The 25,427-nt window shown below is 61.6% G+C and carries 23 protein-coding genes; 8 read left to right on the forward strand and 15 right to left on the reverse strand.

The genetic code is table 11. From position 1 onward, the window contains the following. Positions 1-29 precede the first annotated feature (29 nt). On the reverse strand, positions 30-437 hold the full coding sequence (locus tag TU80_RS05535) for a flagellar basal body-associated protein FliL (RefSeq protein WP_046488859.1): 408 nt from the start codon (positions 435-437) through the stop codon (positions 30-32). Positions 438-587: 150 nt separating this feature from the next. Here TU80_RS05535 and TU80_RS05540 point away from each other — a divergent pair, with 150 nt between their 5' ends. Further along, positions 588-1,574 carry an NADPH:quinone oxidoreductase family protein gene (locus TU80_RS05540; protein WP_017845120.1) on the forward strand — a complete coding sequence of 329 codons (987 nt, stop codon included), beginning with the start codon at positions 588-590 and terminating at the stop codon, positions 1,572-1,574. Between the two features lie 105 nt (positions 1,575-1,679). On the opposite strand, the gene TU80_RS05545 is transcribed toward TU80_RS05540, so the two are convergent. Beyond that, entirely contained in the window at positions 1,680-2,333 is a 654-nt protein-coding gene (locus TU80_RS05545) for a gamma-glutamylcyclotransferase (RefSeq protein WP_017845121.1), read from the reverse strand. A gap of 240 nt (positions 2,334-2,573) precedes the next feature. On the opposite strand from TU80_RS05545, the gene TU80_RS05550 reads away from it, so the two are divergent. Further along, entirely contained in the window at positions 2,574-3,056 is a 483-nt protein-coding gene (locus tag TU80_RS05550) for a hypothetical protein (protein ID WP_017845122.1), read from the forward strand. 38 nt (positions 3,057-3,094) lie between these two features. Here TU80_RS05550 and TU80_RS05555 read toward each other — a convergent pair whose 3' ends face one another. The 6 genes from TU80_RS05555 to TU80_RS05580 all read right to left on the reverse strand — a co-directional run bounded on the left by TU80_RS05555 (position 3,095) and on the right by TU80_RS05580 (position 10,367). Then, positions 3,095-4,063 carry a CDP-6-deoxy-delta-3,4-glucoseen reductase gene (locus TU80_RS05555; protein WP_057003993.1) on the reverse strand — a complete coding sequence of 323 codons (969 nt, stop codon included), beginning with the start codon at positions 4,061-4,063 and terminating at the stop codon, positions 3,095-3,097. Further along, a complete protein-coding gene (gene ubiD / locus TU80_RS05560) occupies positions 4,063-5,529 on the reverse strand; it encodes a 4-hydroxy-3-polyprenylbenzoate decarboxylase (RefSeq protein ID WP_046381692.1) in 1,467 nt (488 codons plus the stop codon). Before ubiD ends, TU80_RS05555 begins: the two co-directional genes overlap by 1 nt. Positions 5,530-5,588: 59 nt before the next feature. Beyond that, positions 5,589-7,571 carry an acyltransferase family protein gene (locus tag TU80_RS05565; RefSeq protein ID WP_057003994.1) on the reverse strand — a complete coding sequence of 661 codons (1,983 nt, stop codon included), beginning with the start codon at positions 7,569-7,571 and terminating at the stop codon, positions 5,589-5,591. 155 nt (positions 7,572-7,726) lie between these two features. Further along, positions 7,727-8,986: a transcription termination factor Rho gene (gene rho, locus TU80_RS05570; protein WP_017845130.1), complete on the reverse strand. Its 1,260-nt coding sequence runs from the start codon at positions 8,984-8,986 to the stop codon at positions 7,727-7,729. Between the two features lie 234 nt (positions 8,987-9,220). Further along, complete coding sequence (gene trxA / locus TU80_RS05575) at positions 9,221-9,550, reverse strand: thioredoxin TrxA (protein WP_057003995.1); 330 nt, start codon at positions 9,548-9,550, stop codon at positions 9,221-9,223. 121 nt (positions 9,551-9,671) lie between these two features. Then, the gene (locus tag TU80_RS05580; RefSeq protein ID WP_017845132.1) at positions 9,672-10,367 is read right to left on the reverse strand and encodes a FadR/GntR family transcriptional regulator; all 696 of its coding nucleotides are present in this window, start codon (positions 10,365-10,367) and stop codon (positions 9,672-9,674) included. Positions 10,368-10,622: 255 nt separating this feature from the next. Here TU80_RS05580 and TU80_RS05585 point away from each other — a divergent pair, with 255 nt between their 5' ends. From TU80_RS05585 to TU80_RS05600, 4 genes are read left to right on the forward strand one after another with little or no spacing between them, the layout of a single operon-like run. Further along, on the forward strand, positions 10,623-11,408 hold the full coding sequence (locus TU80_RS05585) for a transporter substrate-binding domain-containing protein (protein ID WP_046381688.1): 786 nt from the start codon (positions 10,623-10,625) through the stop codon (positions 11,406-11,408). A gap of 21 nt (positions 11,409-11,429) precedes the next feature. Further along, complete coding sequence (locus TU80_RS05590) at positions 11,430-12,098, forward strand: amino acid ABC transporter permease (RefSeq protein ID WP_046381687.1); 669 nt, start codon at positions 11,430-11,432, stop codon at positions 12,096-12,098. Then, positions 12,095-12,745: an amino acid ABC transporter permease gene (locus TU80_RS05595; protein WP_046381686.1), complete on the forward strand. Its 651-nt coding sequence runs from the start codon at positions 12,095-12,097 to the stop codon at positions 12,743-12,745. Before TU80_RS05590 ends, TU80_RS05595 begins: the two co-directional genes overlap by 4 nt. Beyond that, positions 12,732-13,469 (forward strand): amino acid ABC transporter ATP-binding protein, encoded by a 738-nt coding sequence (locus TU80_RS05600; protein ID WP_017845136.1) that lies wholly within the window; start codon positions 12,732-12,734, stop codon positions 13,467-13,469. Before TU80_RS05595 ends, TU80_RS05600 begins: the two co-directional genes overlap by 14 nt. On the opposite strand, the gene TU80_RS05605 is transcribed toward TU80_RS05600, so the two are convergent. The 4 genes from TU80_RS05605 to TU80_RS05620 form a co-directional block, all read right to left on the reverse strand. Further along, positions 13,441-13,989: a DUF1120 domain-containing protein gene (locus tag TU80_RS05605; protein WP_057003996.1), complete on the reverse strand. Its 549-nt coding sequence runs from the start codon at positions 13,987-13,989 to the stop codon at positions 13,441-13,443. The two genes, TU80_RS05600 and TU80_RS05605, sit on opposite strands and share 29 nt — an antisense overlap. Next, positions 13,979-16,480: a fimbria/pilus outer membrane usher protein gene (locus tag TU80_RS05610; RefSeq protein WP_057003997.1), complete on the reverse strand. Its 2,502-nt coding sequence runs from the start codon at positions 16,478-16,480 to the stop codon at positions 13,979-13,981. The genes TU80_RS05605 and TU80_RS05610 overlap by 11 nt, the downstream gene beginning before the upstream one ends. Before the next feature lie 7 nt (positions 16,481-16,487). Further along, positions 16,488-17,204 (reverse strand): fimbria/pilus chaperone family protein, encoded by a 717-nt coding sequence (locus tag TU80_RS05615; RefSeq protein ID WP_169796380.1) that lies wholly within the window; start codon positions 17,202-17,204, stop codon positions 16,488-16,490. A gap of 106 nt (positions 17,205-17,310) precedes the next feature. After that, positions 17,311-17,970, reverse strand: a complete 660-nt coding sequence (locus TU80_RS05620) for a DUF1120 domain-containing protein (RefSeq protein WP_046381682.1) — start codon at positions 17,968-17,970, stop codon at positions 17,311-17,313. 481 nt (positions 17,971-18,451) lie between these two features. On the opposite strand from TU80_RS05620, the gene ppx reads away from it, so the two are divergent. Continuing rightward, on the forward strand, positions 18,452-19,954 hold the full coding sequence (gene ppx / locus TU80_RS05625) for an exopolyphosphatase (RefSeq protein ID WP_017845141.1): 1,503 nt from the start codon (positions 18,452-18,454) through the stop codon (positions 19,952-19,954). 143 nt (positions 19,955-20,097) lie between these two features. Here ppx and ppk1 read toward each other — a convergent pair whose 3' ends face one another. Together ppk1 and hemB are read right to left on the reverse strand one after the other, a co-directional pair. After that, positions 20,098-22,323 carry a polyphosphate kinase 1 gene (ppk1, locus tag TU80_RS05630; protein WP_046381681.1) on the reverse strand — a complete coding sequence of 742 codons (2,226 nt, stop codon included), beginning with the start codon at positions 22,321-22,323 and terminating at the stop codon, positions 20,098-20,100. 18 nt (positions 22,324-22,341) lie between these two features. After that, a complete protein-coding gene (hemB, locus tag TU80_RS05635; protein WP_057003998.1) occupies positions 22,342-23,355 on the reverse strand; it encodes a porphobilinogen synthase in 1,014 nt (337 codons plus the stop codon). A 207-nt stretch (positions 23,356-23,562) separates the two neighbouring features. Here hemB and TU80_RS05640 point away from each other — a divergent pair, with 207 nt between their 5' ends. After that, positions 23,563-24,210, forward strand: a complete 648-nt coding sequence (locus TU80_RS05640) for a DedA family protein (RefSeq protein WP_017845144.1) — start codon at positions 23,563-23,565, stop codon at positions 24,208-24,210. Here TU80_RS05640 and TU80_RS05645 read toward each other — a convergent pair. Then, entirely contained in the window at positions 24,191-25,426 is a 1,236-nt protein-coding gene (locus TU80_RS05645; protein ID WP_057003999.1) for a sterol desaturase family protein, read from the reverse strand. The genes TU80_RS05640 and TU80_RS05645 overlap by 20 nt on opposite strands. Position 25,427 lies beyond the last annotated feature (1 nt).

The raw sequence follows: 25,427 nt of genomic DNA on the forward strand, positions 1-25,427 counted from the left end.
CGGGCTTGCTTGCGATCGTCGCGCCGTGACTATTGGATGATCAGGTTGTTGAACAACAGGTCTTCCACCACCGGCTTGCCGGTTTCGTCGTTCATCACTTGCTGGGTCTGCTTCAGGGCTTCCTGGCGCAGTTTTTCCTTACCCTCAACCGTGCTCATGGTCTCGTTGGTTTGCTGGGTGAACAGCGCCACCAGTTGATTACGAATCAACGCATCGTTGGCTTTGATGGCGGCGGCCGCTTCGGTGCCGGTCACGCGCAGAGCGATATCGGCCTTGTACACCTTGAGCTTGGACGTACCGTCCAAGCCATAGTTGCCCACGAACGGCGGGGCCAGGCTGATATAGCTGACCTTCGGCGCCTCGCCTTCTTTCGCCTCTTGCGCCTGGGCCGCCATTGGCAAGGTCAGGGCCAGCATCAACAGAATCCACGCTTTCACAGTTCATTCCTCACATTCGGTAGCCCAGTAGCATAACGCTAGCAAGGCAGAGCACAAGCTTATGGCGACTTATCAGGCCCGGGCATGCTCGTTGACCCACGGGCATACCCTCCTACACTTATCGGCCACGACACCAAAAGGAATAGTCCGATGAAAGCTGTGCTGTGCAAAGCCTTCGGCCCCGCCGAAACCCTGGTGCTGGAAGACATCGCCAGCCCGGCGATCAAGAAGAACGAAATCCTGTTGGACGTGCATGCCGCCGGGGTCAACTTCCCGGACACGCTGATCATCGAGGGCAAGTACCAATTCAAGCCGCCGTTCCCGTTCTCGCCGGGTGGCGAAGCGGCGGGCGTGGTCAGTGAAGTGGGGGAAAAGGTCAGCCACCTGAAGGTTGGAGACCGCGTGATGGCCCTGACCGGCTGGGGCAGTTTTGCCGAGCAGGTCGCGGTGCCCGGCTATAACGTGCTGCCGATCCCGCCCAGCATGGGCTTCAACACCGCCGCCGCGTTCAGCATGACCTACGGCACCTCGATGCATGCGCTGAAGCAACGGGCCAACCTGCAACCCGGCGAAACCTTGCTGGTCCTCGGCGCCTCCGGCGGCGTGGGCCTGGCTGCCGTGGAAATCGGCAAGGCCATGGGCGCCCGGGTCATCGCCGCCGCCAGCAGCGCCGACAAACTGGCGGTGGCCAAGGCTGCCGGCGCCGATGAGCTGATCAACTACAGCGAAGCCAGCCTGAAAGATGAGGTCAAGCGTCTGACCGACGGGAACGGCGCCGACGTGATCTACGACCCGGTGGGCGGCGACTTGTTTGACCAGGCCATCCGCGCCATCGCCTGGAACGGCCGCCTGTTGGTGGTGGGTTTTGCCAGCGGGCGCATTCCGGAGCTGCCGGTGAACCTGGCGCTGCTCAAGGGCGCGGCCGTGGTCGGAGTGTTCTGGGGCGCGTTCGCCCAGCGCCAGCCGCAGGACAATGCGGCAAACTTCCAGCAGCTGTTTGGTTGGTATGCCGAGGGCAAGTTGAAACCGCTGGTGTCGCAGGTGTATCCGCTGGAACAGGCGGCCCAGGCGATCAATGACCTGGGGCAGCGCAAGGCGGTGGGTAAGGTGGTCGTGCAAACCCGCCTGCCGAGGTGAAATGCGCTTGAATGTGGGAGGGGCGGTGTCCTCGACCATCACCTGTCTATTCGCGACATGTTCGTAGAGAACATGCATTGGCTCATATTTCCTGCGTTTGGCGCGTTAATCGCCTGAGCAATCCTTGGCACAACGCTTGAGCCGCGCCTCCAGGTTTTTGTCTGGCATGGCGTGGCTGCGCAGGGCGTTGACGGTCTGCTCGACATAATCGCGCGTCGTGCCGTAACGCCCGCAAGCGCTTTGCAGCACGTGGCTGAGCACGATGTCGGGCAGATTGCCAGCGTAGCTCGGCAGGTGCCGCTCCAATACAAACCCCAATGCCTGCACCCGACTGCCATCTTCCAGACGGCAACTGAGCCAGTGCGGCCGATAGGAGGGGTAAGGCATTTCGCGCTGCCACAAGGCGTACAGCGAGGCTTCTAACTGATCTTCCGGCAGGCGGTAGGCAAACCCGCTGCACGAGCCGCCACGATCCAGGCCGAACACCAACCCGGGCAACTCCGGCGTACCCCGATGCTCGTGGGACCACAGGTACAAACCACGGTGATAGCCATGGACTCGCGCCCGAACCCGCTCGGTCGATGAACATTCCGGCCGCCAGATCAGCGAACCGTAAGCGAATAGCCAGACCGGCCCGCCCTTATGCCGGGCCATGGTGGCCTGCATCGAGTTCATCAACTGTTCGTGCGTGAGTTGCGGTCCCAGATCGAGCCGCGGAGGGTAAGCCAATTGCAAAAGATCGGATTCGATGGCGGTCATGGCGAAAAGTGGCTCGCCTCCTATGTGTTACCAATTGTTAGCAACTCTACCGTAATAAAACGCGCTGCTGTGACCATACGGCAAAAAAGTACAATAGGCTGAACGACCACCGCATTCTCCAGAAGCAATCCCAGTATTTTCAGCTCCGGTTCAGCCCGGCAAAGCGCTTGACCGTCAAAATAGCGCAGCTGGCACGACTCAGTCGGTCACCCCTCACACCGATTACTCGAGGTCGCACCTATGAAAAAATTACGATTGCCGGGCCTGCTGCTCCTGGCCCAGGCCACCACCGCTCTCGCTGTCGAAACCCCGCCCGTCGACGATGACAAGGGCTTCTGGTATGCGCAGACCAGCGTCTACACCCGGCACTTCTCCCCCGACCCGGACCACAACAACAACCAGGATTTGCTTGGCCTGGAGCGCAATGAAGCGTCAGGTTTGGTGTATGGGGCGGCGACGTTCCGCAACTCGTTCAGCCAACGCTCGTACTACGTCTACGCGGGCAAACGCTATGACATGACCGACTATCCGGTGTATCTGAAACTGACCGGCGGGGCGATCCAGGGCTATCGCGGCAAGTACCGCGACAAAATCCCGTTGAACCGTTTCGGCGTGGCGCCGGTGATCATACCGTCCGTGGGCACCCATTACGGGCCGGTGGCGGCGGAGTTGGTGCTGCTGGGGTTCAATGCGGCGATGATCACGACCGGCGTGCGTTTCTGACAGCAACGCCAGCTCCTCCACCAGAGCCGGCGTAGGTTTCAGGGCCGCGGGGCGTAGGCGAATACGTCGGCGCGCATCTGGTGTGCATCCATGCCCGCAGCCACCAGCGCATCCAATGTGCCGTAGATCATCGCCGGTGAACCGCTGGCGTAGACATGCACGCCTTTGAGGTCGTGGATGTCTTCGCACACCGCTTCATGCAACAGCCCACAGCGTCCTTCCCAGCCGCACAGGTCACTGACCACTTTGTGCAAGAACAGGTTGGGCAGCTGCTGCCATTGATCCCAATGCTCGATCTCGTAGAAATCTTCCGGACGCCGCACGCCCCAATACAGATGCACCGGGTGTTTGAAGCCGGTGGCGCGGCAGTGCTCGATCAGGCTGTGCATCTGCGCCATGCCGGTGCCCGCGGCGATCAGCACCAACGGCCCATCGGGCAGCTCGGCCAGGTGGGTATCGCCAAACGGCAGCTCAATGCGGGCCATCCGGTTGCGCTGCAATTGCTCGATCAGATTGCGCGCGCTGTCCTCGCGGGCCAGCACGTGCAGTTCCAGTTCGCGTCCGGCGTGGGGCGCCGAAGCCAGGGAAAACGCCGACTTCTCGCCGTTATCCCGTTCAATCATCAGGTATTGCCCGGCGTGGTAACGCACGGCCTTGCCGGCCGGGGCGAGCAAGCGCACGCGCCATACATCGCCACCGACTTGCACGCATTCACTCACTTGGCACGACAACTTGCGCAACGGCAACTCTCCCGGCGCCAGCACGCCATCCCACAACACCACACAATCCTCCAGCGGCTCGGCGATGCAGGTGTAGAACTCCCCGTGGTCGCGTATTTCACCGGACTGCCGCACCCGGCCGTCCACCAACAGCGCCGCGCACACGTGGCACACGCCATTGCGACAGGCTTGCGGGCATTCGTAGCCCAGGCGGCGCGCACCTTCGAGGATTCGCTCACCGGGGACCAGCTCCAATACGGCGCCGGAAGGTTGCAGGGTCACACGCATCAATCTATTCCCAACTCTTTCCAGATCGCATCGACACGCGCCGTCACGGCTTCGTCCTTGACGATCACCCTGCCCCACTCGCGGGTGGTCTCACCCGGCCATTTGTGCGTGGCATCCAGGCCCATCTTCGAGCCCAGGCCCGAGACCGGCGAGGCGAAGTCGAGGTAGTCGATCGGCGTGTTGTCGATCATCACCGTGTCGCGCTTGGGGTCCATGCGCGTGGTGATGGCCCAGATCACGTCGTTCCAGTCGCGGGCGTTGATGTCGTCGTCGGTGACGATAACGAACTTGGTGTACATGAACTGTCGCAAAAACGACCACACGCCGAGCATGACCCGCTTGGCATGGCCTGGGTACGACTTCTTCATGGTCACGATGGCCATGCGGTACGAACAGCCTTCCGGCGGCAGGTAGAAGTCGGTGATTTCCGGGAACTGCTTCTGCAGGATCGGCACGAACACTTCGTTCAGCGCCACACCGAGAATCGCCGGCTCATCCGGCGGACGGCCGGTGTAGGTACTGTGGTAGATCGGCTTGATCCGATGAGTGATGCGCTCGACGGTGAACACCGGGAAGCTGTCGACTTCGTTGTAGTAGCCGGTGTGGTCGCCGTAGGGGCCTTCGTCGGCCATTTCGCCGGGGTGGATCACGCCTTCGAGGATGATTTCCGCGGTGGCCGGCACTTGCAGGTCGTTGCCACGGCACTTCACCAGCTCGGTGCGGTTGCCGCGCAGCAGGCCGGCGAAGGCGTATTCGGACAGGCTGTCCGGCACCGGGGTCACGGCGCCGAGGATGGTGGCCGGGTCGGCGCCCAGGGCCACGGAGACCGGGAACGGCTTGCCGGGGTGCTTTTCGCACCATTCACGGAAGTCCAGCGCGCCGCCGCGGTGGCTCAGCCAACGCATGATCACCTTGTTGCGGCCGATCACTTGCTGACGGTAGATGCCGAGGTTCTGGCGATCCTTGTTCGGGCCCTTGGTGACGGTCAGGCCCCAGGTGATCAGCGGGCCGACATCGCCGGGCCAGCAGGTCTGCACCGGCAGCATGCCCAGGTCGACGTCATCGCCTTCGATGACCACTTCCTGGCACACCGCGTCCTTGACCACCTTGGGCGCCATGGCAATGATCTTGCGGAAGATCGGCAGCTTCGACCAGGCGTCCTTCAAGCCCTTGGGTGGCTCGGGCTCCTTGAGGAACGCCAGCAACTTGCCGATCTCGCGCAATTCGCTGACCGACTCGGCGCCCATGCCAAAGGCCACGCGATCGGGGGTGCCGAACAGGTTGCCGAGCACCGGGATATCAAAACCGGTCGGGTTCTCGAACAGCAGCGCCGGGCCCTTGTTGCGCAGGGTACGGTCGCAAATCTCAGTCATTTCCAGCACCGGCGAAACCGGCACGTGGATGCGTTTCAACTCTCCGCGCTGCTCAAGTTGCTGCACGAAATCCCGAAGATCCTTGAATTTCATTAACCATGCCACCCGTAAAATAGGCGTACATCCTACCTGCTCTGAGGACGGCTGGCAGCTTAATTGGCCGTCAGCCCCCGTGATTGCAGCGAACGGAACAGCGGTTCCAGGAACGCCTGGACGTGTCGCGCGCCGACGTCGGAGAGGTGGTTATCGTCGGTGTACAGCGCGCGGCCGTCGAGCTCGACCCGGCACAGGCCGTCGGCGCCGCACAGCAGGGGCGCGGGGTCCAGCACGGTGACGCCACTGTCGGCGGCGGCCAGCTCGTCAAACAGTCGAGTGATAAAGGCCTGGCGCTTCTCGTGCTCCGCCACGGGGAGCCCTTCGCCGTCCACCGGCCGGTGCATCATGGCCAGGCGACTGAGGCGGTACGGCACGATGATTTCCTGCAGCGGTGCTTCCTTGATCAGCCACACATGGTGCCCGGCGGCACGCAGCCCCTGGATGCGTTCACGCAGGCCCTGTTCGAAACGCTGCTCGGCCACGGCACGCACGTACTTGCCGGTGCCCGGGTCTTTGAGCGCATGTTCCTTGTCGCCCGATATCTGCCCATAGAGGTACAGGCTCCAGCGCGCCGCCAGCACCACATCGCTGAACGACTGTTCGGCCAGGGCCTGCTCGACGCGCTGGTTGAAATGCGCGCACTGGGTGATGTTCTCCAGACCGTCCAACGGTACGCAACCGGCGAAACTGGCCTGGACCAGACTGATATCGTGCCGTTTGGCCGCATCCTTCAGCGCCGGAATCAATGCGGTGGCGTGGCTGTCGCCCCAGACCAGCGCGGACACCGAGTGGCTTTGTGGGCCGAAATGGCAGAACAGCCGCTCATCCGGGGTGTTCTTGTCCGCCAGGCAGGCCGTCAGCTCCGGGCTCCACTTCTTCGCCTGGGCATAACGCAATGCCTGTTCGGACAGGCGCCACGGCACGCCATCAGCTTCCCGCAATGCCAGGCCAGTAAGGCCGAGACACAAAATGCCGGCCGCGGCGCCAGCCAGGATCGCCTTGCGCCCGGCCAGCAGGCGCTTTTCCCGGAACGGCGTCTCCACGAAGCGCCAGGACAAATAACCCAGCACCAGGCTCAGCAGCATCAACCCGGCCAATTCAGCCACGCTCAAGCCATCAACCGCTGCGTAGTTGGCGTACACGAACACCGGCCAATGCCACAGGTACCAGGAATAAGAAATAAGCCCCAGGCCCACCATCAGCCGCGAACTCAGTAGCCGCCCGACCCAGGTGGCTTGCTGCCCATTGGCCCAGATCAACCCGACCACGCCCAGCACCGGCAGCAAAGCGGCCGCGCCAGGGAACGGTGTATGCCGGTCGAAACCGAATATGGCGGCCAGGATCAATGCCAGGGAAGCCAGGCTGACCGCTTGCGCCAGGGGCGGCGAGGCGCGCCACTCAACCTTCGGCATGACCGCCAGCATGGCGCCGGCCAGCAATTCCCAGGCACGCATATGCAGCAGGTAGAAGGCTTTCTGCGGCTGATGGGAAACCGCCCAGACACTCATGCCAAACGACACCAGCAGCACCGCGAACAACGCCAGGCGCCAGTGTTTCAAACGGCTTGAAAGCAGGGCCAGCAGCAGCGGGAACAGGATGTAGAACTGCTCCTCCACCGCCAGCGACCAGGTGTGCAGCAAGGGCTTGATGTCGGAGGCAGCATCGAAATAACCGTGCTGGCGTGAAAACAGCAGGTTAGAGGTGAAGATCACCTGGTAGTGCGCCGACCGCCCCAGCTCTTCATAGTCCTTGGGCGCCAGCAAAAACCAGCCCACGGCCAGTGTCGCGGCCATCATCACGAACAACGCCGGCAAGATACGCCGGGCACGGCGCGCCCAGAAGCCCACGAAACTGAAACGCCCGGCCTGGCGTTCGCGCCAGATGATCGAGGTAATCAGGAAGCCGGAAATCACAAAAAAAACATCGACCCCCACAAAGCCGCCAGTAACACCCGGAACGCCAAAGTGGAACAGCACGACTGCGAGGACAGCGACAGCACGCAAGCCATCAATGTCTCTTCGGTAAGCAAGAATGGTCATAAATCCAGAGTCAGCCAGAAACGAATGGGAACGAGCGTAGCCTCGCTCATCCTTTTGTTTCTTAACTGACACTTTAAGCGCTCAAACCTCCCTTTCTAGATACAAAAAAAATGGCGCCCCGAAGGACGCCATTTTTTTGGACCTGAAACGTCGTATTACTTACGCTTCATCGACAGGAAGAACTCGTCGTTGGTCTTGGTGGTTTTCAGCTTGTCGATCAGGAACTCGATGGCCGCGACTTCATCCATCGGGTGCAGCAGCTTGCGCAGAATCCACATGCGCTGCAGTTCGTCGTCGGCTGTCAGCAACTCTTCACGGCGGGTGCCGGAGCGGTTGATGTTGATCGCCGGGAACACACGCTTTTCAGCGATACGACGGTCCAGGGGCAGTTCCATGTTGCCGGTACCCTTGAACTCTTCGTAGATCACTTCATCCATCTTCGAGCCGGTTTCAACCAGCGCGGTGGCGATGATGGTCAGCGAGCCGCCTTCTTCGATATTCCGCGCGGCGCCGAAGAAACGTTTCGGTTTCTCCAGGGCGTGGGCATCGACACCACCGGTCAATACCTTGCCGGAGCTCGGGATCACGGTGTTGTAGGCACGGGCCAGACGGGTGATGGAGTCGAGCAGGATCACCACGTCTTTCTTGTGTTCGACCAGGCGCTTGGCCTTCTCGATCACCATTTCGGCAACCTGCACGTGACGGGTTGGCGGCTCATCGAACGTCGAGGCAACCACTTCGCCGCGCACGGTGCGCTGCATTTCGGTCACTTCTTCCGGACGTTCATCGATCAGCAGCACGATCAGGTGAACTTCAGGGTTGTTACGTGCGATGTTCGCTGCAATGTTCTGCAGCATGATGGTCTTACCGGCTTTCGGCGGTGCGACGATCAGGCCGCGCTGGCCCTTGCCGATTGGGGCGCACAGGTCGATCACACGACCGGTCAAGTCTTCGGTGGAACCGTTGCCGGCTTCCATCTTCATTCGCACGGTCGGGAACAGCGGGGTCAGGTTCTCGAAGAGAATCTTGTTTTTCGCGTTCTCTGGACGATCGAAGTTGATCGTGTCGACCTTGAGCAGGGCGAAATAACGCTCGCCTTCCTTCGGAGGACGGATCTTGCCAACGATGGTGTCACCGGTGCGCAAGTTGAAGCGGCGGATCTGGCTCGGCGAGACGTAGATATCGTCTGGGCCGGCGAGATAGGAAGCGTCTGCAGAGCGGAGGAAGCCGAAGCCGTCCTGGAGAATCTCCAGCACGCCATCACCGGAGATTTCCTCGCCGCTTTTCGCGTGCTTTTTGAGCAAGGAGAAAATCACGTCCTGCTTGCGCGAACGGGCCATATTTTCTATGCCCATCTGTTCGGCCAATTCGAGCAGTTCGGTAATCGGCTTTTGCTTGAGTTCAGTCAGATTCATATAGGAATGACGTAATCATTTATGGAGGGGGGAAATTAAGCTTTTGGCTTAATGAGGCCGCGCCGCAGAGAAGGCGACAGGATCGCGTACTAATCGAAAAGGAATGCGTCGGCGACGGCTTGCAGGGGGCAGTGGAGAAACCAGTGCGGGGCCGAATGTACCACCTGAGTTTCGGAGCGTCTAGCCCTGTTTCACGAAAAAGCCCCGCAATTTGCGGGGCCTTTTTGACGACGCTTAGAGGTTCACGTCGATGAATGCAGCCAGTTGGGACTTCGACAGCGCGCCCACTTTGGTCGCTGCGACTTCGCCGTCCTTGAACAGCATCAGGGTCGGAATACCACGCACGCCATGCTTGGCCGGGGTTTCCTGGTTTTCGTCGATGTTCAGCTTGGCAATGGTCAATCTGCCGTCGTACTCGGTTGCAATGTCGTCCAGAACCGGAGCGATCATTTTGCAAGGGCCACACCATTCAGCCCAGTAGTCAACCAGCACCGGGCCAGCAGCCTTGAGTACTTCGGCCTCAAAGGTCGCGTCGGTGACGTGCTTGATAAGATCGTTGCTCATGGATGTCTCCGGATTGTAAGCAAAAAAAACGTGGCCCATCATAGCTGCCCTTCCCTCGTTCAGGAAGCCGCCTCTGATTGAGTCTTGCTATGGTGGCGCATGAGTTTGGGTATCGCCTCGCTCACGGCGCTACGGGAGTCACGAAAGCAATCCCGGTGCGCAACGCCGCATTACGTACATGTTCCTGCATGGTTTTCTGCGCCGCCGCGCTCGCGCGCCGGGCCAGGGCGCGCAAGACTCTGCGGTGCTCCTGCCAGGTTTCCATGGCCCGCTCTGGCCGGATGAACGGTAGCTTCTGGCTCTCCAGGAACACCTCGGCGCTGGCACTCAGGATGCTGACCATCGCCTGGTTGCCGCTGGCGAGGAGGATGCGCTGGTGGAATTCGAAGTCCAGCCGCGCGGCCGCTTCGAAGTCGCCGGCCTTGAGCACCTTGCGCATGGCTTCGACATTCTCTTCCAGGCTATCCAGTTCATCAATGGTCAGCGTAACGGCCGCCAACCCTGCCGCAAACCCTTCCAGGGCATAGCGCAACTGGAAGATATCCAGCGGCGTCGCCTGGGCCGCGAAGGGCCACGCAAACCCCGGCGGCTCCTGTGCCTCTTGCACGAACACGCCTTTGCCCGGCTGCACGCTGACCACCCCCAAGGCACTCAGGGACGACAACGCTTCGCGCAATGACGCCCGGCTCACGCCCAACTGCAGCGCCAGGTCGCGCTGGGACGGCAGTGCGTCGCCCGGCCCGAAGCCTTGCTCCTTGATCAGTTTGCGGATGGCCTGCAAGGCCGCTTCCGGTACCGCTTGGGCGATGGAATTCATAAAAAACTCAAGGTTCCAGACAACTGAGCGGCTAGTTGTAAAGCTATTCGTGCCCAGCGGCAAGCCACGCCCCAAAGGGGCTCGCGCGCTTTGGGCGGCGCTCGAAAAAGGTGCGAAAGCCGCGCTCACTGTTCAGACCAGTAAGACCACCGAAGCTCAACAAATCCCGGCCTTGCAGACGAACCGAGCCGGGATGGCATGGGCTGTGCACTGGGCAAAAACAGAATGCCCCTTCGCCCTTCTCGGAGAGTTCCCATGACCAAGCGCTACAGCGCCCTGCTCACCGCCCTGTTTGCCAGCCTGATGCTGAGCCAGGCACCCGCCCAGGCCAACGGTCTGGACGATATCGTTGCCCGCGGCACCTTGAAGGTCGCCGTGCCCCAGGACTTCCCGCCGTTCGGCTCGGTCGGCCCCGACATGAAACCACGCGGCCTGGACATCGACACCGCCAAGCTGCTGGCCGACCAGCTCAAGGTCAAACTGGAGCTGACCCCGGTCAACAGCACCAACCGCATCCCGTTCCTCACGACCGGCAAGGTCGACCTGGTGATTTCCAGCCTGGGCAAGAACCCCGAGCGGGAAAAGGTCATCGACTTCTCCAAGGCCTACGCGCCGTTCTACCTGGCCGTGTTCGGCCCGCCTGACGCCGCCATCAGCAGCACCGACGACCTCAAGGGCAAGACCATCAGCGTGACCCGCGGCGCCATCGAAGACATCGAGCTGACGGCCGTCGCGCCCAAGGAAGCCACGATCAAGCGCTTCGAAGACAACAATTCGACCATCGCCGCCTACCTGGCCGGCCAGGTCGACCTGATCGCCAGCGGCAACGTGGTGATGGTTGCGATCAGCGAGCGCAGCCCGAAACGCGTGCCGGCGCTGAAAGTGAAGCTCAAGGATTCGCCGGTGTACGTGGGCGTGAACAAGAACGAGCCGGCGCTGCTGGAGAAGGTCAACCAGATCCTGGTGGCGGCCAAGGCTGACGGCAGCCTGGAAAAGAATGCAATGCAGTGGCTGAAAGAACCTCTGCCTGCTGATCTCTGAAGCCCGCGACGGAGCTGATTCATGGCCTATCAATTCGACTTTGTGCCGGTGCTGGCCAATACCGACCTGCTGTTGCGCGGCGCCCTGTTCACCCTTGAACTGACGGCGATCGGCGCAATCCTGGGGGTCGCCCTGGGCACCGTCGGCGCAGTGGTGCGGGCGTGGAAAATCCAGCCGTTCGCCTGGTTCTTCGGGGTGTATGTCGAGTTGATCCGCAACACGCCATTTCTGGTGCAGTTGTTTTTCATCTTCTTCGGCCTGCCCTCCCTGGGGCTGAAAATCACCGAGTGGCAAGCGGCGGTATTGGCGATGGTGATCAACCTGGGCGCCTATTCCACCGAGATCATCCGCGCCGGCATCCAGGCGATCCCCAGTGGTCAGCTGGAGGCTGCCGCCGCCCTGGCGATGACGCGCTTCGAGGCGTTCCGCCATGTGGTGCTGCTGCCGGCGCTGGGCAAGGTGTGGCCGGCCCTGAGCAGCCAGATCATCATTGTGATGCTCGGCTCGGCGGTGTGTTCGCAGATCGCCACCGAAGAGCTGAGTTTTGCCGCCAACTTCATCCAGTCGCGCAACTTCCGCGCCTTTGAGACCTATGCCCTGACCACCCTGGTGTACCTGTGCATGGCGTTGATGATTCGCCAGTTGCTCAACTGGATCGGCCGCCGGTTTGTGATGAGGAACAGCCGATGAGTGATTTTTCCTTCTGGGACATCGTGCGCAACCTGCTCGTCGGCCTGCAATGGACACTGTTGCTGTCGCTGGTGGCGTTTGTGGGCGGTGGCCTGATCGGCCTGCTGGTGATGACGATGCGTATCAGCCGCAAAGCCTTCCCGCGCAATGTCGCCCGCACCTATATCGAACTGTTCCAGGGCACGCCGCTGTTGATGCAGCTGTTCCTGGTGTTTTTCGGCGTCGCCCTGCTCGGGGTGGATATCTCGCCCTGGCTGGCGGCGGCGATTGCCTTGACCTTGTTTACCAGCGCCTACCTCGCCGAGATCTGGCGCGGCTGCGTCGACTCCATCGCCCACGGGCAGTGGGAAGCCTCGGCCAGCCTGGCCCTGAGCCCGCTGGAACAGCTGCGCTACGTGATCCTGCCCCAGGCCCTGCGGATTGCCGTGGCGCCTACCGTGGGGTTCTCGGTGCAAGTGGTCAAAGGCACCGCGGTGACCTCGATCATCGGCTTCACCGAACTGACCAAGACCGGCGGCATGCTCGCCAACGCCACGTTCGAGCCCTTTATGGTCTACGGCCTGGTGGCCCTCGGTTACTTCCTGCTCTGCTACCCCTTGTCCCTCAGTGCGCGCTACCTGGAAAGGAGACTGCATGCCTCTGCTTAGAATTTCCGCCCTGCATAAGTATTACGGCGATCACCATGTGCTCAAGGGCATCGACTTGACCGTTGAAGAAGGCCAGGTCGTCGCGATCATCGGCCGCAGCGGCTCGGGCAAGTCGACCTTGCTGCGCACCCTCAATGGCCTGGAGTCGATCAACGACGGCGTGATCGAAGTCGACGGCGAATACCTCGACGCCGCCCGCGCCGACCTGCGCAGCCTGCGGCAGAAAGTCGGCATGGTGTTCCAGCAGTTCAACCTGTTCCCGCACCTGACGGTGGGCGAAAACGTCATGCTCGCGCCGCAGGTGGTGCAGAAAGTGCCCAAGGCCAAGGCCGCCCAGTTGGCGCGGCAGATGCTGGAGCGGGTCGGCCTGGGCGAGAAGTTCGACGCCTTCCCTGATCGCCTGTCCGGTGGCCAGCAACAACGCGTCGCGATAGCCCGCGCCCTGGCCATGTCGCCCAAGGTGCTGCTGTGCGACGAGATCACCTCGGCGCTGGACCCGGAACTGGTCAATGAAGTGCTTAGCGTGGTGCGCCAACTGGCCAAGGACGGCATGACCCTGATCATGGTGACCCACGAAATGCGTTTCGCCCGCGAAGTCGGGGACAAACTGGTGTTCATGCACCAGGGCAAGGTGCATGAAGTGGGCCCGCCCCAGGCGCTGTTCGCCAACCCCCGCACCCCCGAACTGGCCAACTTCATCGGCTCGGTGGGGCAGCCGGGCTGACCAGCTCGAAGGTGCCCCGCCCCTCCAGCCGCGTTTCATCGCGGACCTGCAGGGCATCGGAAGGCAGGTCGATATCGACATCGACCTGGGCCGTCAGGCGCTGGCCGACCAGCGCTTGACCTGCTGCGCGTGCCACCAGGACCTGGCCCGGCAACAACGCCCCGCTGACGGTTTCACCGGGCAAGTGCGCCACCCCCCACTCGACGGCGCGCCCATCGACCTGGGCATGCTTGAGACTCAGGCGCATACGCCCCTGGCGGTCAAACCGGAAACCTTGCCCATCCGCCGCACCGATGAAGCGCAACGCAATCATCGAAGGCTGCGTACACACGACGTTCAGGTGCAGCGTGCGGGTGCCGAGGGCCACGGAGGTGCTTTGGACGACGGCCTCCCTGCGAATGACGCCATAGTCGAGGCGCGGCTGGCTCACGGACAACCGGCAGTTTTCAGCGCGCACGCCCTGGGCCATCAACAGCGCGCAGAACAGGACGACGCCCGCGCTTCTCCACTTAGCGGCCATGGCACACCGCCGTCGTGGTCTCATAGAACTTGTCATGGTCAGGCTGGGTTCCGGGGTCAAGGCTCAGTTGGCAGGTGGAAGAGTCCGGCAACGAAACCCGCAGGCTTTGCGACTCATTGACGTCATTCAGGAAAATCATGCCTTCGCCCACCACGCTGGTGAGGAAGCGGCCATCCTGGCCGAACACCGACGCGCCCTGGGGCAACGGCTGACCGTGCTGATCGCTGGCGGTGAGCAACACGCGGCGCACTGTCACCACATCGAACGCGACGGTATTGAAGGACCCGCGACCGGCGGCGAGCACCTGGGTGCCGTTCTTCAGGTCAACCCGCCTGGGCAACGACTGCGTCTGCACTTCGACGCGGCTGTTGGCATACGCGGGCAAGCCGGCAATCACGGCCTGCCCGGTGAAGTCGGTCCACACCGGCCCCTGGGGGGTTTCGACTTTCGCGGAGCCGATATCCCCCACGGAGACGATGCCGAACGTGTCCTGCACGGGATAGGGCGAGAAGGTCAGGCCGTTTTCGTGCGCGACGATGCCGCCTTGCAGTTGCCCCGTATAACCGGTGCCCTGGGCATCTCGGCTGACGCCCAGGCCGACGCGGGTGTAGCGCGGCAGCAGGTCCACATGGCCGCGAACCGCTTGTTCGCGGGCGCTGAGGTCGCGCTCGACTCCTACCTCGTAATTCACATAGTCATTGACCCGTTCGCTGAGTGCCGTGCCAGCGCGGGACTGGTGACCACGCCGGCTGACGTAGCTGTTCACACGACGATCACCGCCCAGCGGCACGCTGATCTGTAACCGTACCGACAGATCATTGTCCACCGTGCTATCGCGCCGGCCGGCGGCAACGCTGGCGTCACGCCGTGGCCGCGTGCCGCCCACCTGCGAGTCGGCGATCAAAGCAACATCGACGTGACTGAACGACTTGTTCCACGAAGCAAACACATGTTCGGCCGTTTGCCGGTCAAATTGCGCGCTGCGCGAATAACCCAGGGAGAACGCGCCCAGGGTTGGATCGGCCCAGCTCATGCCCGCCGTGTACTGGTTCTTGAAGCGCGAACCCAACTCGTCGGCCTTGAACGAGCGGCCCGCTTCAAGCACCTCGCGATACCCCCGGGTCTGGGTGGTGGCGCTGAAGTTGACGTCTATATTGGCGTAGACCGGGCTGCTCACGGACACGCTGCTACGCGAACCCGACACCGCGTTACGGCCGTCTCGGGACACATTGTGGCGAGCGCCAACCGCAACCCGCTGGAAAAAGACGCTGCTCAGGGTGCCGCCTGCCGACCAGTATTCATCGGTGCTCAATAAGCCAAACCCCGCCGACGATTCACGCCCCAGGCCCCAGGTGCCGCTGCCCATGGCGACCACCGGCGACGGCGCCTGCGCGTCGCTGTTTTCGCGCACCTTGCCCAGCGAAAAATAATAGCCGGGCGCCGCCGGGGCTGCCCCCGCGAACGAAGCCGCCGGCACCACGAAACTGCGCTTGGCGCCGCGTACATCGATCACGCTGACTTCGAGGTCGCTGGTGCCATTGAGCAAAGGCAACCCGGTCAGCCGGAAGGGGCCTTCGGGCACCAGCGTGCTATGGATCAGCACGCCGGACTGGCGCACTTCAATCCGCGACTGACTCTGGGCCAGCCCCTCGACCACCGCATTATTGCCGCCCGCCGGCACCCGCGACTGGCCATCGGGGGAAAACTGCACACCGGACAACTGGATGCCGCCAAACAGCGGATTGTTGCTGGAGAGCTGGCCCACCTGGAACGTCGATCGCAGCGCAGCCAGATCCCGCTGGGCGAAGGCGTACAGGTGTTCGGTGCGCGCGTCGCCATTGTCGGACACATAGAATTGGCGGCTGCGGACAATCCAGTCGCCCAGGTTGAAGCCTGCTTCGGTGTAGGCCGACACGAACCGGCTGGACTCACTGCGCGAACGGTTGTCGAAACCCAGCACGTCATAGTTGAACATCGCCGCTGCGCCACCCTGGGCAAAGTCCCCGACCTCCCACTGGGGTTCACGCAATGACTGGGTCGGCACCACCAGTGCCACCTCATCGATGCCGGGCCGGAGCCGAACCATCGTCGTCGGGAAGGCGCCCAGGAAGTCATGGCAGGCCTGGTCCGGTGAGGCGCCTTTGCGGACAACGGCGCGGGGCTGCACCAACCCGGCTTTCTCGAGCAAGCCCGGGGTGAAACACAATTGCCCCTGTGCGTCGAACCGCGCATCGACTGACCCGAGCGGGTTCCCGTTGACCCGCAGCCCTACCACCTGGACGCCTTCGCGAAAACGCGCCGCACTGCGGAAGTAGTCGGAGACCTTCGGGTCAATACCGTGGGTGGTCAGTGCCGCGAGGTCGAAACCCTCGCCCAACTCGAGCGCTGGAGCCAGGCCGGGCAAGCTCCACAGGGTCGCAAACCCGATGAGCAGCGTGGGGCGGCGAGACCGGATGGAAACCGCAGGCGTATTACTCGACAGGTTTTTCATAAGCCGCTCAACCCCCATCGGTACTGATCGGGGCGCGGTAGCTGTCTACCGAAAACCCATAGACCGTGGCGGGCTGGATCTCGACTTCGGCCAAGCCGTCCAATGTTCCGTCAACCTTCGCCGTCAACGCCTCCCCCGGCAAAATGTAAGCACGCGGCAACGTCGCCAGAACCCGCTGGGGCAGCAACTGCACCTCCGGCGCCAGGCGCACCACATAAGCACTGTCGTTGTGAACAGCCAGCATCTCTCCTGCCCGCCGCCACTTCAGCAGCTCCCAGGGCGTGTGATGTTGAGGCAAGCCTTTGGGGTGCAGGATCAGCGGCAGATTCTGCCGAAGGGTGATACCGATGGTCGCACCCCCTGCGGCACGCGCCTGCGGAATACCCTCGAAGGACACACGCTTCAAGCGCTGGGTCTTCAGCGGTGCTTCCAAGGTGCTGATGAAACGCACCAACTGGGTTTCACCGGGTTCCACACGCGCAATAGGCGGCGTGACAATCAATAGGGGCTCTACGTCTTCGGGCACGTTCAGTACGACTGAATGAAGCAGCGCCGGCCCCGAATCGGTGTTCTTGATATTTATCGTGGCCTCGCCTTGTTCCTCATAAAGAACCACAACCGAGGTTTCCGGCAACATTCCGTCCGCCAATACCATGCCGGTAAAACACAGGCACACACTTGCACACAACAACAGCAGATTATTTATTACTGAAAGACTACGCACTCAGTGTTCCCCGCAGACCATGAAGTTGGCAATTGATAGCCAAGCACCCACATGAAAACAGCCGATCAGAACGCGTGCGTTCTTTGATCGGCTGTATTTCAGCCGCTTAGAGGTAAACCAAAGTAAGCGTTGCGCGACCATCAAGAGTAACGTCGCGAGCCAGGTTCAAGTCTTGGCCTTTGTTGATCACGGCCCGTACTGCGATAGTCCCGGTCAGTTGAGAGAGTTCGGCCGGAATGAGCGAAGTGCCACTGCGCCACGAAGATTGGTTAGGCGATTTCGCGACTTTGCCATCACTGCTCTGCCAGGCCGCGCCTTCGCCGACACGTGTAATAGCCGTCAGCGTTTTGCTCGGCGATCTGAGGTCCCTGAGCGTAACCGCATAACCACCGGTATTTTTGCCAGCGACCGAACCCAAGCCGAAGTTATGCACCTCGGTATAACCTGCGCCAAGGGCGCTGAGAATGCCCGTTACCCTGCTGCCGGCCTGCAGGTCGGTGAATGTCAGCCCGAACGGAGCGCTGCCGGTGCCGCAATTGACGGACAGGGGCGTGGTCATTTCCCGAAGCGGGTTGAACGCCGTCTGGGAGAGTTGGCCCGAAGGAATATCGCCGTAATTGATAATGCCGCCGCCAGTCATGCTGAGGTTGCAGGCAGCGGGTTTGATCGTGCCCCTGACGACCAGTTCGGCACTGGTGGATGCGTTAGCACTGATGGCCGCAGCCAGGCAAGCGAGACCGAGAGTCAATCCAACAATTTTTTTCATATTCGACCTGTCACTGAAAGTTATCAGGCGTTCTTTATTTATCTCTCGGCAAGTCCAGCGCCAAACGGCTTATTTCTCCGGACCTGCACGACTATAAATAAATAACACCCAGGCAATATTGCCGGATGACAGTCTGTCGCTTTGGCACTTCATTAAAGAATCAGATAACACATCAGTTAGTGTGGGAGCCGTAAAAACAAAGAGTCGCCTTTACCCGACCGCGAGGTAGTCCTAAACAAAAAAACCAAAGGAACATCAACAAGCACTCTGTAGGGAAAATCATAAAAAGCTTTACAACAACAACTAGTTAAAAACTCCTACAAAACTAAAACCCCATTCATTGGATATTTAGAAACCCACCCTACATTTCCCACAAGAATTCCTCGCAGACACCCTTAGGAAAATTACCGGAGCGCTACGCGTTGGCTCCAGCGGTCGATCGTGGCACGATGGTCAGGTTATCGACCGAGACCCTCTAACCATGCCGCAATCCCAAGCCAAGAATCTGTCCCTGATCGCCGCCATCGACCTGGGCTCCAACAGCTTTCATATGGTCGTGGCCAAGGCCCAGAACGGCGAAATCCGCATCCTTGAGCGGCTAGGCGAAAAAGTCCAACTGGCTGCCGGAATCGACGACGCGCGCCAGCTCAATGAAGAATCCATGCAGCGCGGGCTCGATTGCCTCAAGCGGTTTGCCCAGTTGATCAACGGCATGCCCCCGGGTGCTGTGCGAATCGTCGGCACCAACGCGTTGCGCGAAGCCCGTAACCGGGGCGAATTCATCCGCCGCGCCGAGGAGATCCTCGGGCACCCGGTGGAAGTCATCTCCGGACGCGAAGAAGCGCGCCTGATCTACCTCGGCGTGTCCCACACCCTGGCCGACACCCCCGGCAAGCGCCTGGTGGCGGACATCGGCGGCGGCAGTACCGAATTCATCATCGGCCAGCGCTTCGAGCCGCTGCTGCGCGAAAGCCTGCAGATGGGCTGCGTCAGCTATACCCAGCGTTATTTCAAGGACGGCAAGATCACCCCGGCGCGTTATGCCCAGGCCTACACGGCGGCGCGGCTGGAGATCATGAGCATCGAGCACGCCCTGCATCGCCTGTCGTGGGATGAAGCGATCGGCTCGTCCGGCACCATCCGCGCCATCGGCCTGGCCTTGAAAGCCGGCGGCCATGGCACCGGCGAGGTCAACGCCGAAGGCCTGGCGTGGCTCAAGCGCAAGCTGTTCAAGCTGGGAGATGCCGAAAAAATCGACTTCGATGGTATCAAGCCCGACCGCCGCACGATTTTCCCGGCGGGCCTGGCGATTCTCGAAGCGATCTTCGACGCCCTCGAACTGCAACGCATGGACCACTGCGACGGCGCCCTGCGCGAAGGTGTGCTTTACGACCTGCTCGGCCGTCATCACCATGAGGACGTGCGTGAGCGCACCCTCAGCTCGTTGATGGAGCGCTATCACGCCGATCTGGAACAAGCGGCCCGCGTGGAACGCAAAGCCCTGCATGCCTTCGACCAGGTGGCCGCGGACTGGGACCTGGAAGACGGTGTATGGCGCGAACTGCTGGGCTGGGCGGCCAAGGTGCATGAAGTGGGCCTGGATATCGCCCACTACCATTACCACAAGCACGGCGCCTACCTGATCGAGCACTCCGACCTGGCCGGTTTCTCCCGGGAAGACCAGCAGATGCTCGCGCTGCTGGTACGCGGCCATCGCCGCAATATCCCCAAGGACAAGTTCGCCGAATTCGGTGACGAAGGCATCAAGCTGATCCGCCTGTGCGTGCTGCTGCGCTTTGCGATCCTGTTCCACCACATCCGTGGCACCCAGGAAATGCCCCAGGTGACCCTGCGCGCCAGCGGCGACAGCCTCGACGTGGTGTTCCCGGAAGGCTGGCTGGAGGAAAACCAGCTGACCCAGGCGGACTTCGCCCAGGAAGCGGAGTGGCTGACGCGGGTGGGCTTCAGCCTGAACGTGCGCTAAAGAACACCGAAAATACATGTGGGAGGGGCGGTGCGACGATTCGACCTCCCGATGGCGGTGTGTCAGTCACTTGGTACTTTGACTGAACTGCCGCCATCGGGGGCAAGTCGAATCGTCGCACCGCCCCTCCCACATTAGGTCGGTTAATTCACCGCGAGAATCGGGCTACCCAGCCTCTCCAGCAAGGTGGCCTGGGCGCTGCGCGGGTTCTGGTTGCCGGTCGGCGTGTTGCGCACGTAGCGGCCGTCCGACTGCAGGCTCCAGCTGTGGGTGTTATCGGTGAGATAACTTTCCAGCTCTTTCTTGACCCGCATGATCAGCTTCTTGCCTTCCACCGGGAAACACGTCTCCACGCGCTTGTCGAGGTTGCGCTCCATCCAGTCGGCGCTGGAGAGGTACATCTGCTCCTCCCCGCCGTTGAGGAAGTAGAACACCCGCGTGTGCTCCAGGAACCGCCCGATGATCGAGCGCACATGGATGTTGTGCGAGACCCCGGCGATGCCCGGCCGCAGGCAGCACATGCCGCGTACCACCAGGTCGATACGCACGCCGGACTGGCTGGCCTTGTACAGCGCGCGGATGATCTTCGGATCGGTCAGCGAGTTGAACTTGGCGATGATGTGCGCCGGTTTGCCGTCGAGCGCGAACTGGGTCTCGCGGGCGATCATGTCGAGCATGCCCTTCTTCAGGGTGAACGGCGCATGCAGCAGCTTCTTCATGCGCAACGTCTTACCCATGCCGATCAACTGGCTGAACAACTTGCCGACGTCTTCACACAAGGCGTCGTCGGAGGTCAGCAGGCTGTAGTCGGTGTAGAGCTTGGCGTTACCGGCGTGATAGTTGCCGGTGCCCAAGTGCGCGTAACGCACGATCTCTCCGGCTTCGCGGCGCAGGATCAGCATCATCTTGGCGTGGGTCTTGAACCCGACCACACCGTAGATCACCACCGCGCCGGCCGCTTGCAGGCGGCTGGCCAGTTGCAGGTTGGACTCTTCGTCGAAGCGCGCGCGCAGTTCGATCACCGCGGTGACTTCCTTGCCGTTACGCGCAGCGTCCACCAGGGCGTCGACGATCTCCGAGTTGGCGCCGCTGCGGTACAGGGTCTGGCGCACGGCGAGTACATGCGGGTCCTTGGCGGCCTGGCGCAACAGGTCGACCACCGGGGTGAAGGACTCGAACGGGTGCAGCAACAGGATGTCCTGCTTGCTGACCACGCTGAAAATGTTTTCGCTGTTTTGCAGCAGTTTCGGGATCTGCGGCGTGAACGGCGTGTATTGCAGCTCCGGGTGGCTGTCCAGGCCGGTGATGCTGAACAGACGCGTCAAGTTGACCGGGCCGTTGACCTGGTACAGCTCGCTCTCGCCGAGGTTGAACTGCTTGAGCAGGTAGTCCGACAGATGTTTCGGGCAGGTGTCGGCCACTTCCAGACGCACCGCATCGCCGTAGCGCCGCGAGAACAGCTCGCCGCGCAGGGCGCGGGCCAAGTCTTCGACGTCTTCGGAGTCCAGCGCCAGGTCGGCGTTACGGGTCAGGCGGAACTGGTAGCAGCCCTTGACCTTCATGCCCTGGAACAGGTCATCGGCGTGCGCGTGGATCATCGACGACAGGAATACATAGTTATCGCCAGCGCCCCCCACCTCTTCCGGTACCTTGATGATCCGTGGCAGCAGACGCGGTGCCGGGATGATCGCCAGGCCGGAATCGCGACCGAAGGCGTCGATACCTTCAAGCTCAACGATGAAGTTCAGGCTCTTGTTGACCAGCAACGGGAACGGGTGAGTCGGGTCGAGACCGATCGGCGTGATGATCGGCGCGATCTCGTCGCGGAAGTAGCGACGCACCCAGGTCTTGATCTTGGTGGTCCAGTGGCGACGACGGATGAAGCGGACCTGATGTTTTTCCAGTTCCGGCAGCAGGATGTCGTTGAGGATCGCGTATTGGCGATCCACATGCCCGTGTACCAGCTCGCTGATGCGCGCCAGGGCTTGATGCGGTTGCAGGCCATCGGCGCCGGCTTGTTCACGGGCGAAGGTGATCTGCTTCTTGAGGCCGGCGACGCGGATCTCGAAGAACTCGTCCAGGTTGCTGGAGAAAATCAGCAGGAATTTCAGGCGTTCCAGCAACGGGTAGGACTCATCCAGCGCCTGTTCCAGCACGCGGATGTTGAATTGCAGTTGTGACAACTCACGGTGGATGTACAGGCTGCTGTCATCCAGGTTGGTCACCACGGCAGGCGCTGGCGCCGGGGCCGGCGCTTCGGCGACCACCACCGGCGGCGCCGGCTCCGGCACCGGCGGGGTCTCGGCGACGGATTCGACCACCGGGTGGGCGTCTTTTACGGCAACTTCTGAGAGTCCTTCGGTATTCATCGAGTGTTCCTGTGAGGGCTATTGTTGCTCTCTAAGCAATTGGGCAGCGCGGGCGGCGAAGTAGGTCAGAATGCCATCAGCGCCAGCACGTTTAAAGGCTGTCAGGGATTCGAGGATCACCCCTTCACTCAACCAACCATTCTGGATCGCGGCCATGTGCATGGCGTATTCACCGCTGACCTGATAGACAAAGGTCGGCACCTTGAATTCCTCTTTGACCCGATAAAGGATGTCCAGGTAAGGCATCCCGGGCTTGACCATCACCATGTCGGCGCCTTCGGCCAGGTCGGCGGCCACTTCGTGCAGGGCTTCATGGCTGTTGGCCGGGTCCATCTGGTACGAGGCTTTGTTGGCCTTGCCCAGGTTCAGGGCCGAGCCCACCGCATCGCGGAACGGACCATAGTAGGCACTGGCGTATTTGGCCGAGTAGGCCATGATCCGCACATTGACGTGGCCGGCCAGCTCCAGGGCTTCGCGGATCGCCTGGATGCGGCCGTCCATCATGTCCGACGGCGCGACCACCTGGGCCCCGGCGGCGGCATGAGACAAGGCTTGCTTGACCAGCGCGTCGACGGTGATGTCGTTCTGCACGTAGCCGTCTTCATCCAGGATGCCATCCTGCCCGTGGGTGGTGAACGGGTCCAGGGCCACATCGGTGATCACCCCCAATTCCGGGAAGCGCTCACGCAACGCACGGGTGGCGCGCTGGGCGATCCCTTGCGGGTTCCAGGCTTCGGCGGCATCGAGGGACTTGAGTTCAGCAGGCGTAACGGGGAACAGCGCCAGCGCCGGAATCCCCAACTCGACCCAGTTCGCCGCCTCTTCCAGCAGCAAATCAATGGTCAAGCGCTCGACACCCGGCATCGACGCCACGGCTTCCCGACGGTTTTCCCCGTCCAGCACAAAGACCGGCAGGATCAGATCATTCGTGGTCAGTACGTTTTCACGGACCAGACGGCGAGAAAAATCATCACGACGGTTGCGACGCAGACGGGTCGCGGGAAACAGGCGATTGGCAGGGGTAAAGCTCACGACAGACTCCTGAGCCCGCGTTTACGGGCGAGTGTTGCAGTTATAAGCGGCCATTATGACGAAGGTATGACAGTTGTGCTTAACGATGCGACCTGTAGTCGCATTCGGCGTTTCTGTAGGAATTGTTCACTTCGTGACACATCTCGATACTTTCACGAATGATCGCGAAGGCGTAGGCTGCGCGTTCATTTCGCCAGCACCCAGACCATGCTTCAACAATTTCTGCATGACTTCGGCTACTTTGCCCTCTTCCTCGGGACGTTCTTCGAAGGCGAGACCATACTCGTTCTCGCAGGCTTCCTGGCGTTCCGTGGGTACATGGATATCAACCTGGTGGTGGTCGTTGCTTTTTTTGGCAGCTACGCCGGCGACCAGCTTTGGTATTACATGGGGCGCAAGCACGGCCGCAAACTGTTGGCACGTAAACCGCGCTGGCAATTGATGGGCGACAAAGCCCTGGAACATATCCGCAAGCACCCGGATATCTGGGTGTTGAGCTTCCGCTTTGTCTACGGATTGCGCACGGTGATGCCCGTGGCGATTGGCCTGTCCGGCTATCCGCCCTTGCGCTACCTGTTACTCAACGGCATTGGCGCGGCGGTCTGGGCGGCGGCACTCGGCGCGGCGGCGTACCATTTCGGCGCGGTGCTGGAAGGCATGCTGGGCAGCATCAAGAAGTACGAGCTGTGGGTGCTGGGTGCGTTGTTACTGCTGGGCCTGGTTCTCTGGCTGCGGCGGCGGTTCAAGAACGCGCGCATCGCCCGTCAAGCCTGTGCCGACGCCAAGGCCCGACTGGCGGCCGCACAACTGAGTGAGACCAGCCCGGCCGAGCCGCCTAAGACGCCAGTCGAGTAAGCCGGCCTCGGCAGCAGTAGAGGCCAATCAGGCTCAGCAAGCTGTAGCTCAACAGACCCGGCCAGCCCAGGTGGCTGGCCGGCCAAAGCCCGACCAGCGGCGCCAGCCATACCAACGGCACATTCAGGCCCAGGCGCACCAGTTCCGCCTTCAACGCCCACGGGCGGTTCTCCAGGGCGACGCCCAGGCTGAACAGGCCCAACGCCATTGCACTCCAGCCCAGCACCAACGCCGCCGTGGGCAGCCCTTCGCCGACGTTCATCAGATAACTGCCAAACCCCACATACACCGCGAATTGCAGGGCGACGTACACCTGTTGCCGCGTATCCAGCGGCACCTCGAATTTGCGGAACTGGCTCAAGTCCGGCTTGGTCAACGGGTAGTTGGCCTTCACGTCGGCCGGCCGCCAGCCGGTACGCATGAACCAGATGCGCAGCTTGTCCCAACGGCTTTGCGTGCGCCGCGCGTCACTCCACAACTGCGCATAGAACTGCAGGTTGGCCCACAGCGGGTTCCAACTGGCCAAGGGGGTGGTGACGCCAAAGATCACCGGCTCGTTTTCGTCTTCTTCCTGAAACGAGCCAAACAGCCGGTCCCAAATAATGAACACCCCGCCGTAGTTGCGATCCATGTAGAGAGCGTTCTGTGCATGGTGGGCCCGATGATTGGACGGGGTGACGAAGAACCACTCGAACCAGCCGAGCTTGGGCACATGGCGGGTGTGGACCCAGAATTGATACAGCAGGTTGAGCGAAGCTACGCTGATGAACACCACCAGCGGCACGCCGAACACGGCCAGAGGCAGATAGAAGATCCAGCTCAGCAGAAAGCCGGTGCTGGTCTGGCGCAAGGCGGTGGTGAGGTTGTAGTCCTCGCTCTGGTGATGCACCGAATGCGCGGCCCACAGGATATTGCGCTCGTGACCGCAGCGATGCAGCCAGTAATAGCAGAAGTCGTAGAACACAAAGGCGAACACCCAGGTCCAGACGCTCTCGGCCGACAGCTCGATCAGCGCCAGGTGCCTGAGGGCGAATGCGTAGGTCAGCAATCCCACGCCCTTGGTCAGCAGCCCGGTGGTGGTGGACAGCACGCCAGTGCTGAGGCTGTTGATGGCATCCGCCACCCGATAATTGCGCGCGCCGCGCCAACGGTCGACGAGCAGTTCAACCACGATCAAGGCGATGAAAAACGGTACCGCGTAAGGCACGAAGTCCATG

The organism is Pseudomonas veronii, assembly GCF_001439695.1.
GTDB lineage: Bacteria > Pseudomonadota > Gammaproteobacteria > Pseudomonadales > Pseudomonadaceae > Aquipseudomonas > Aquipseudomonas veronii.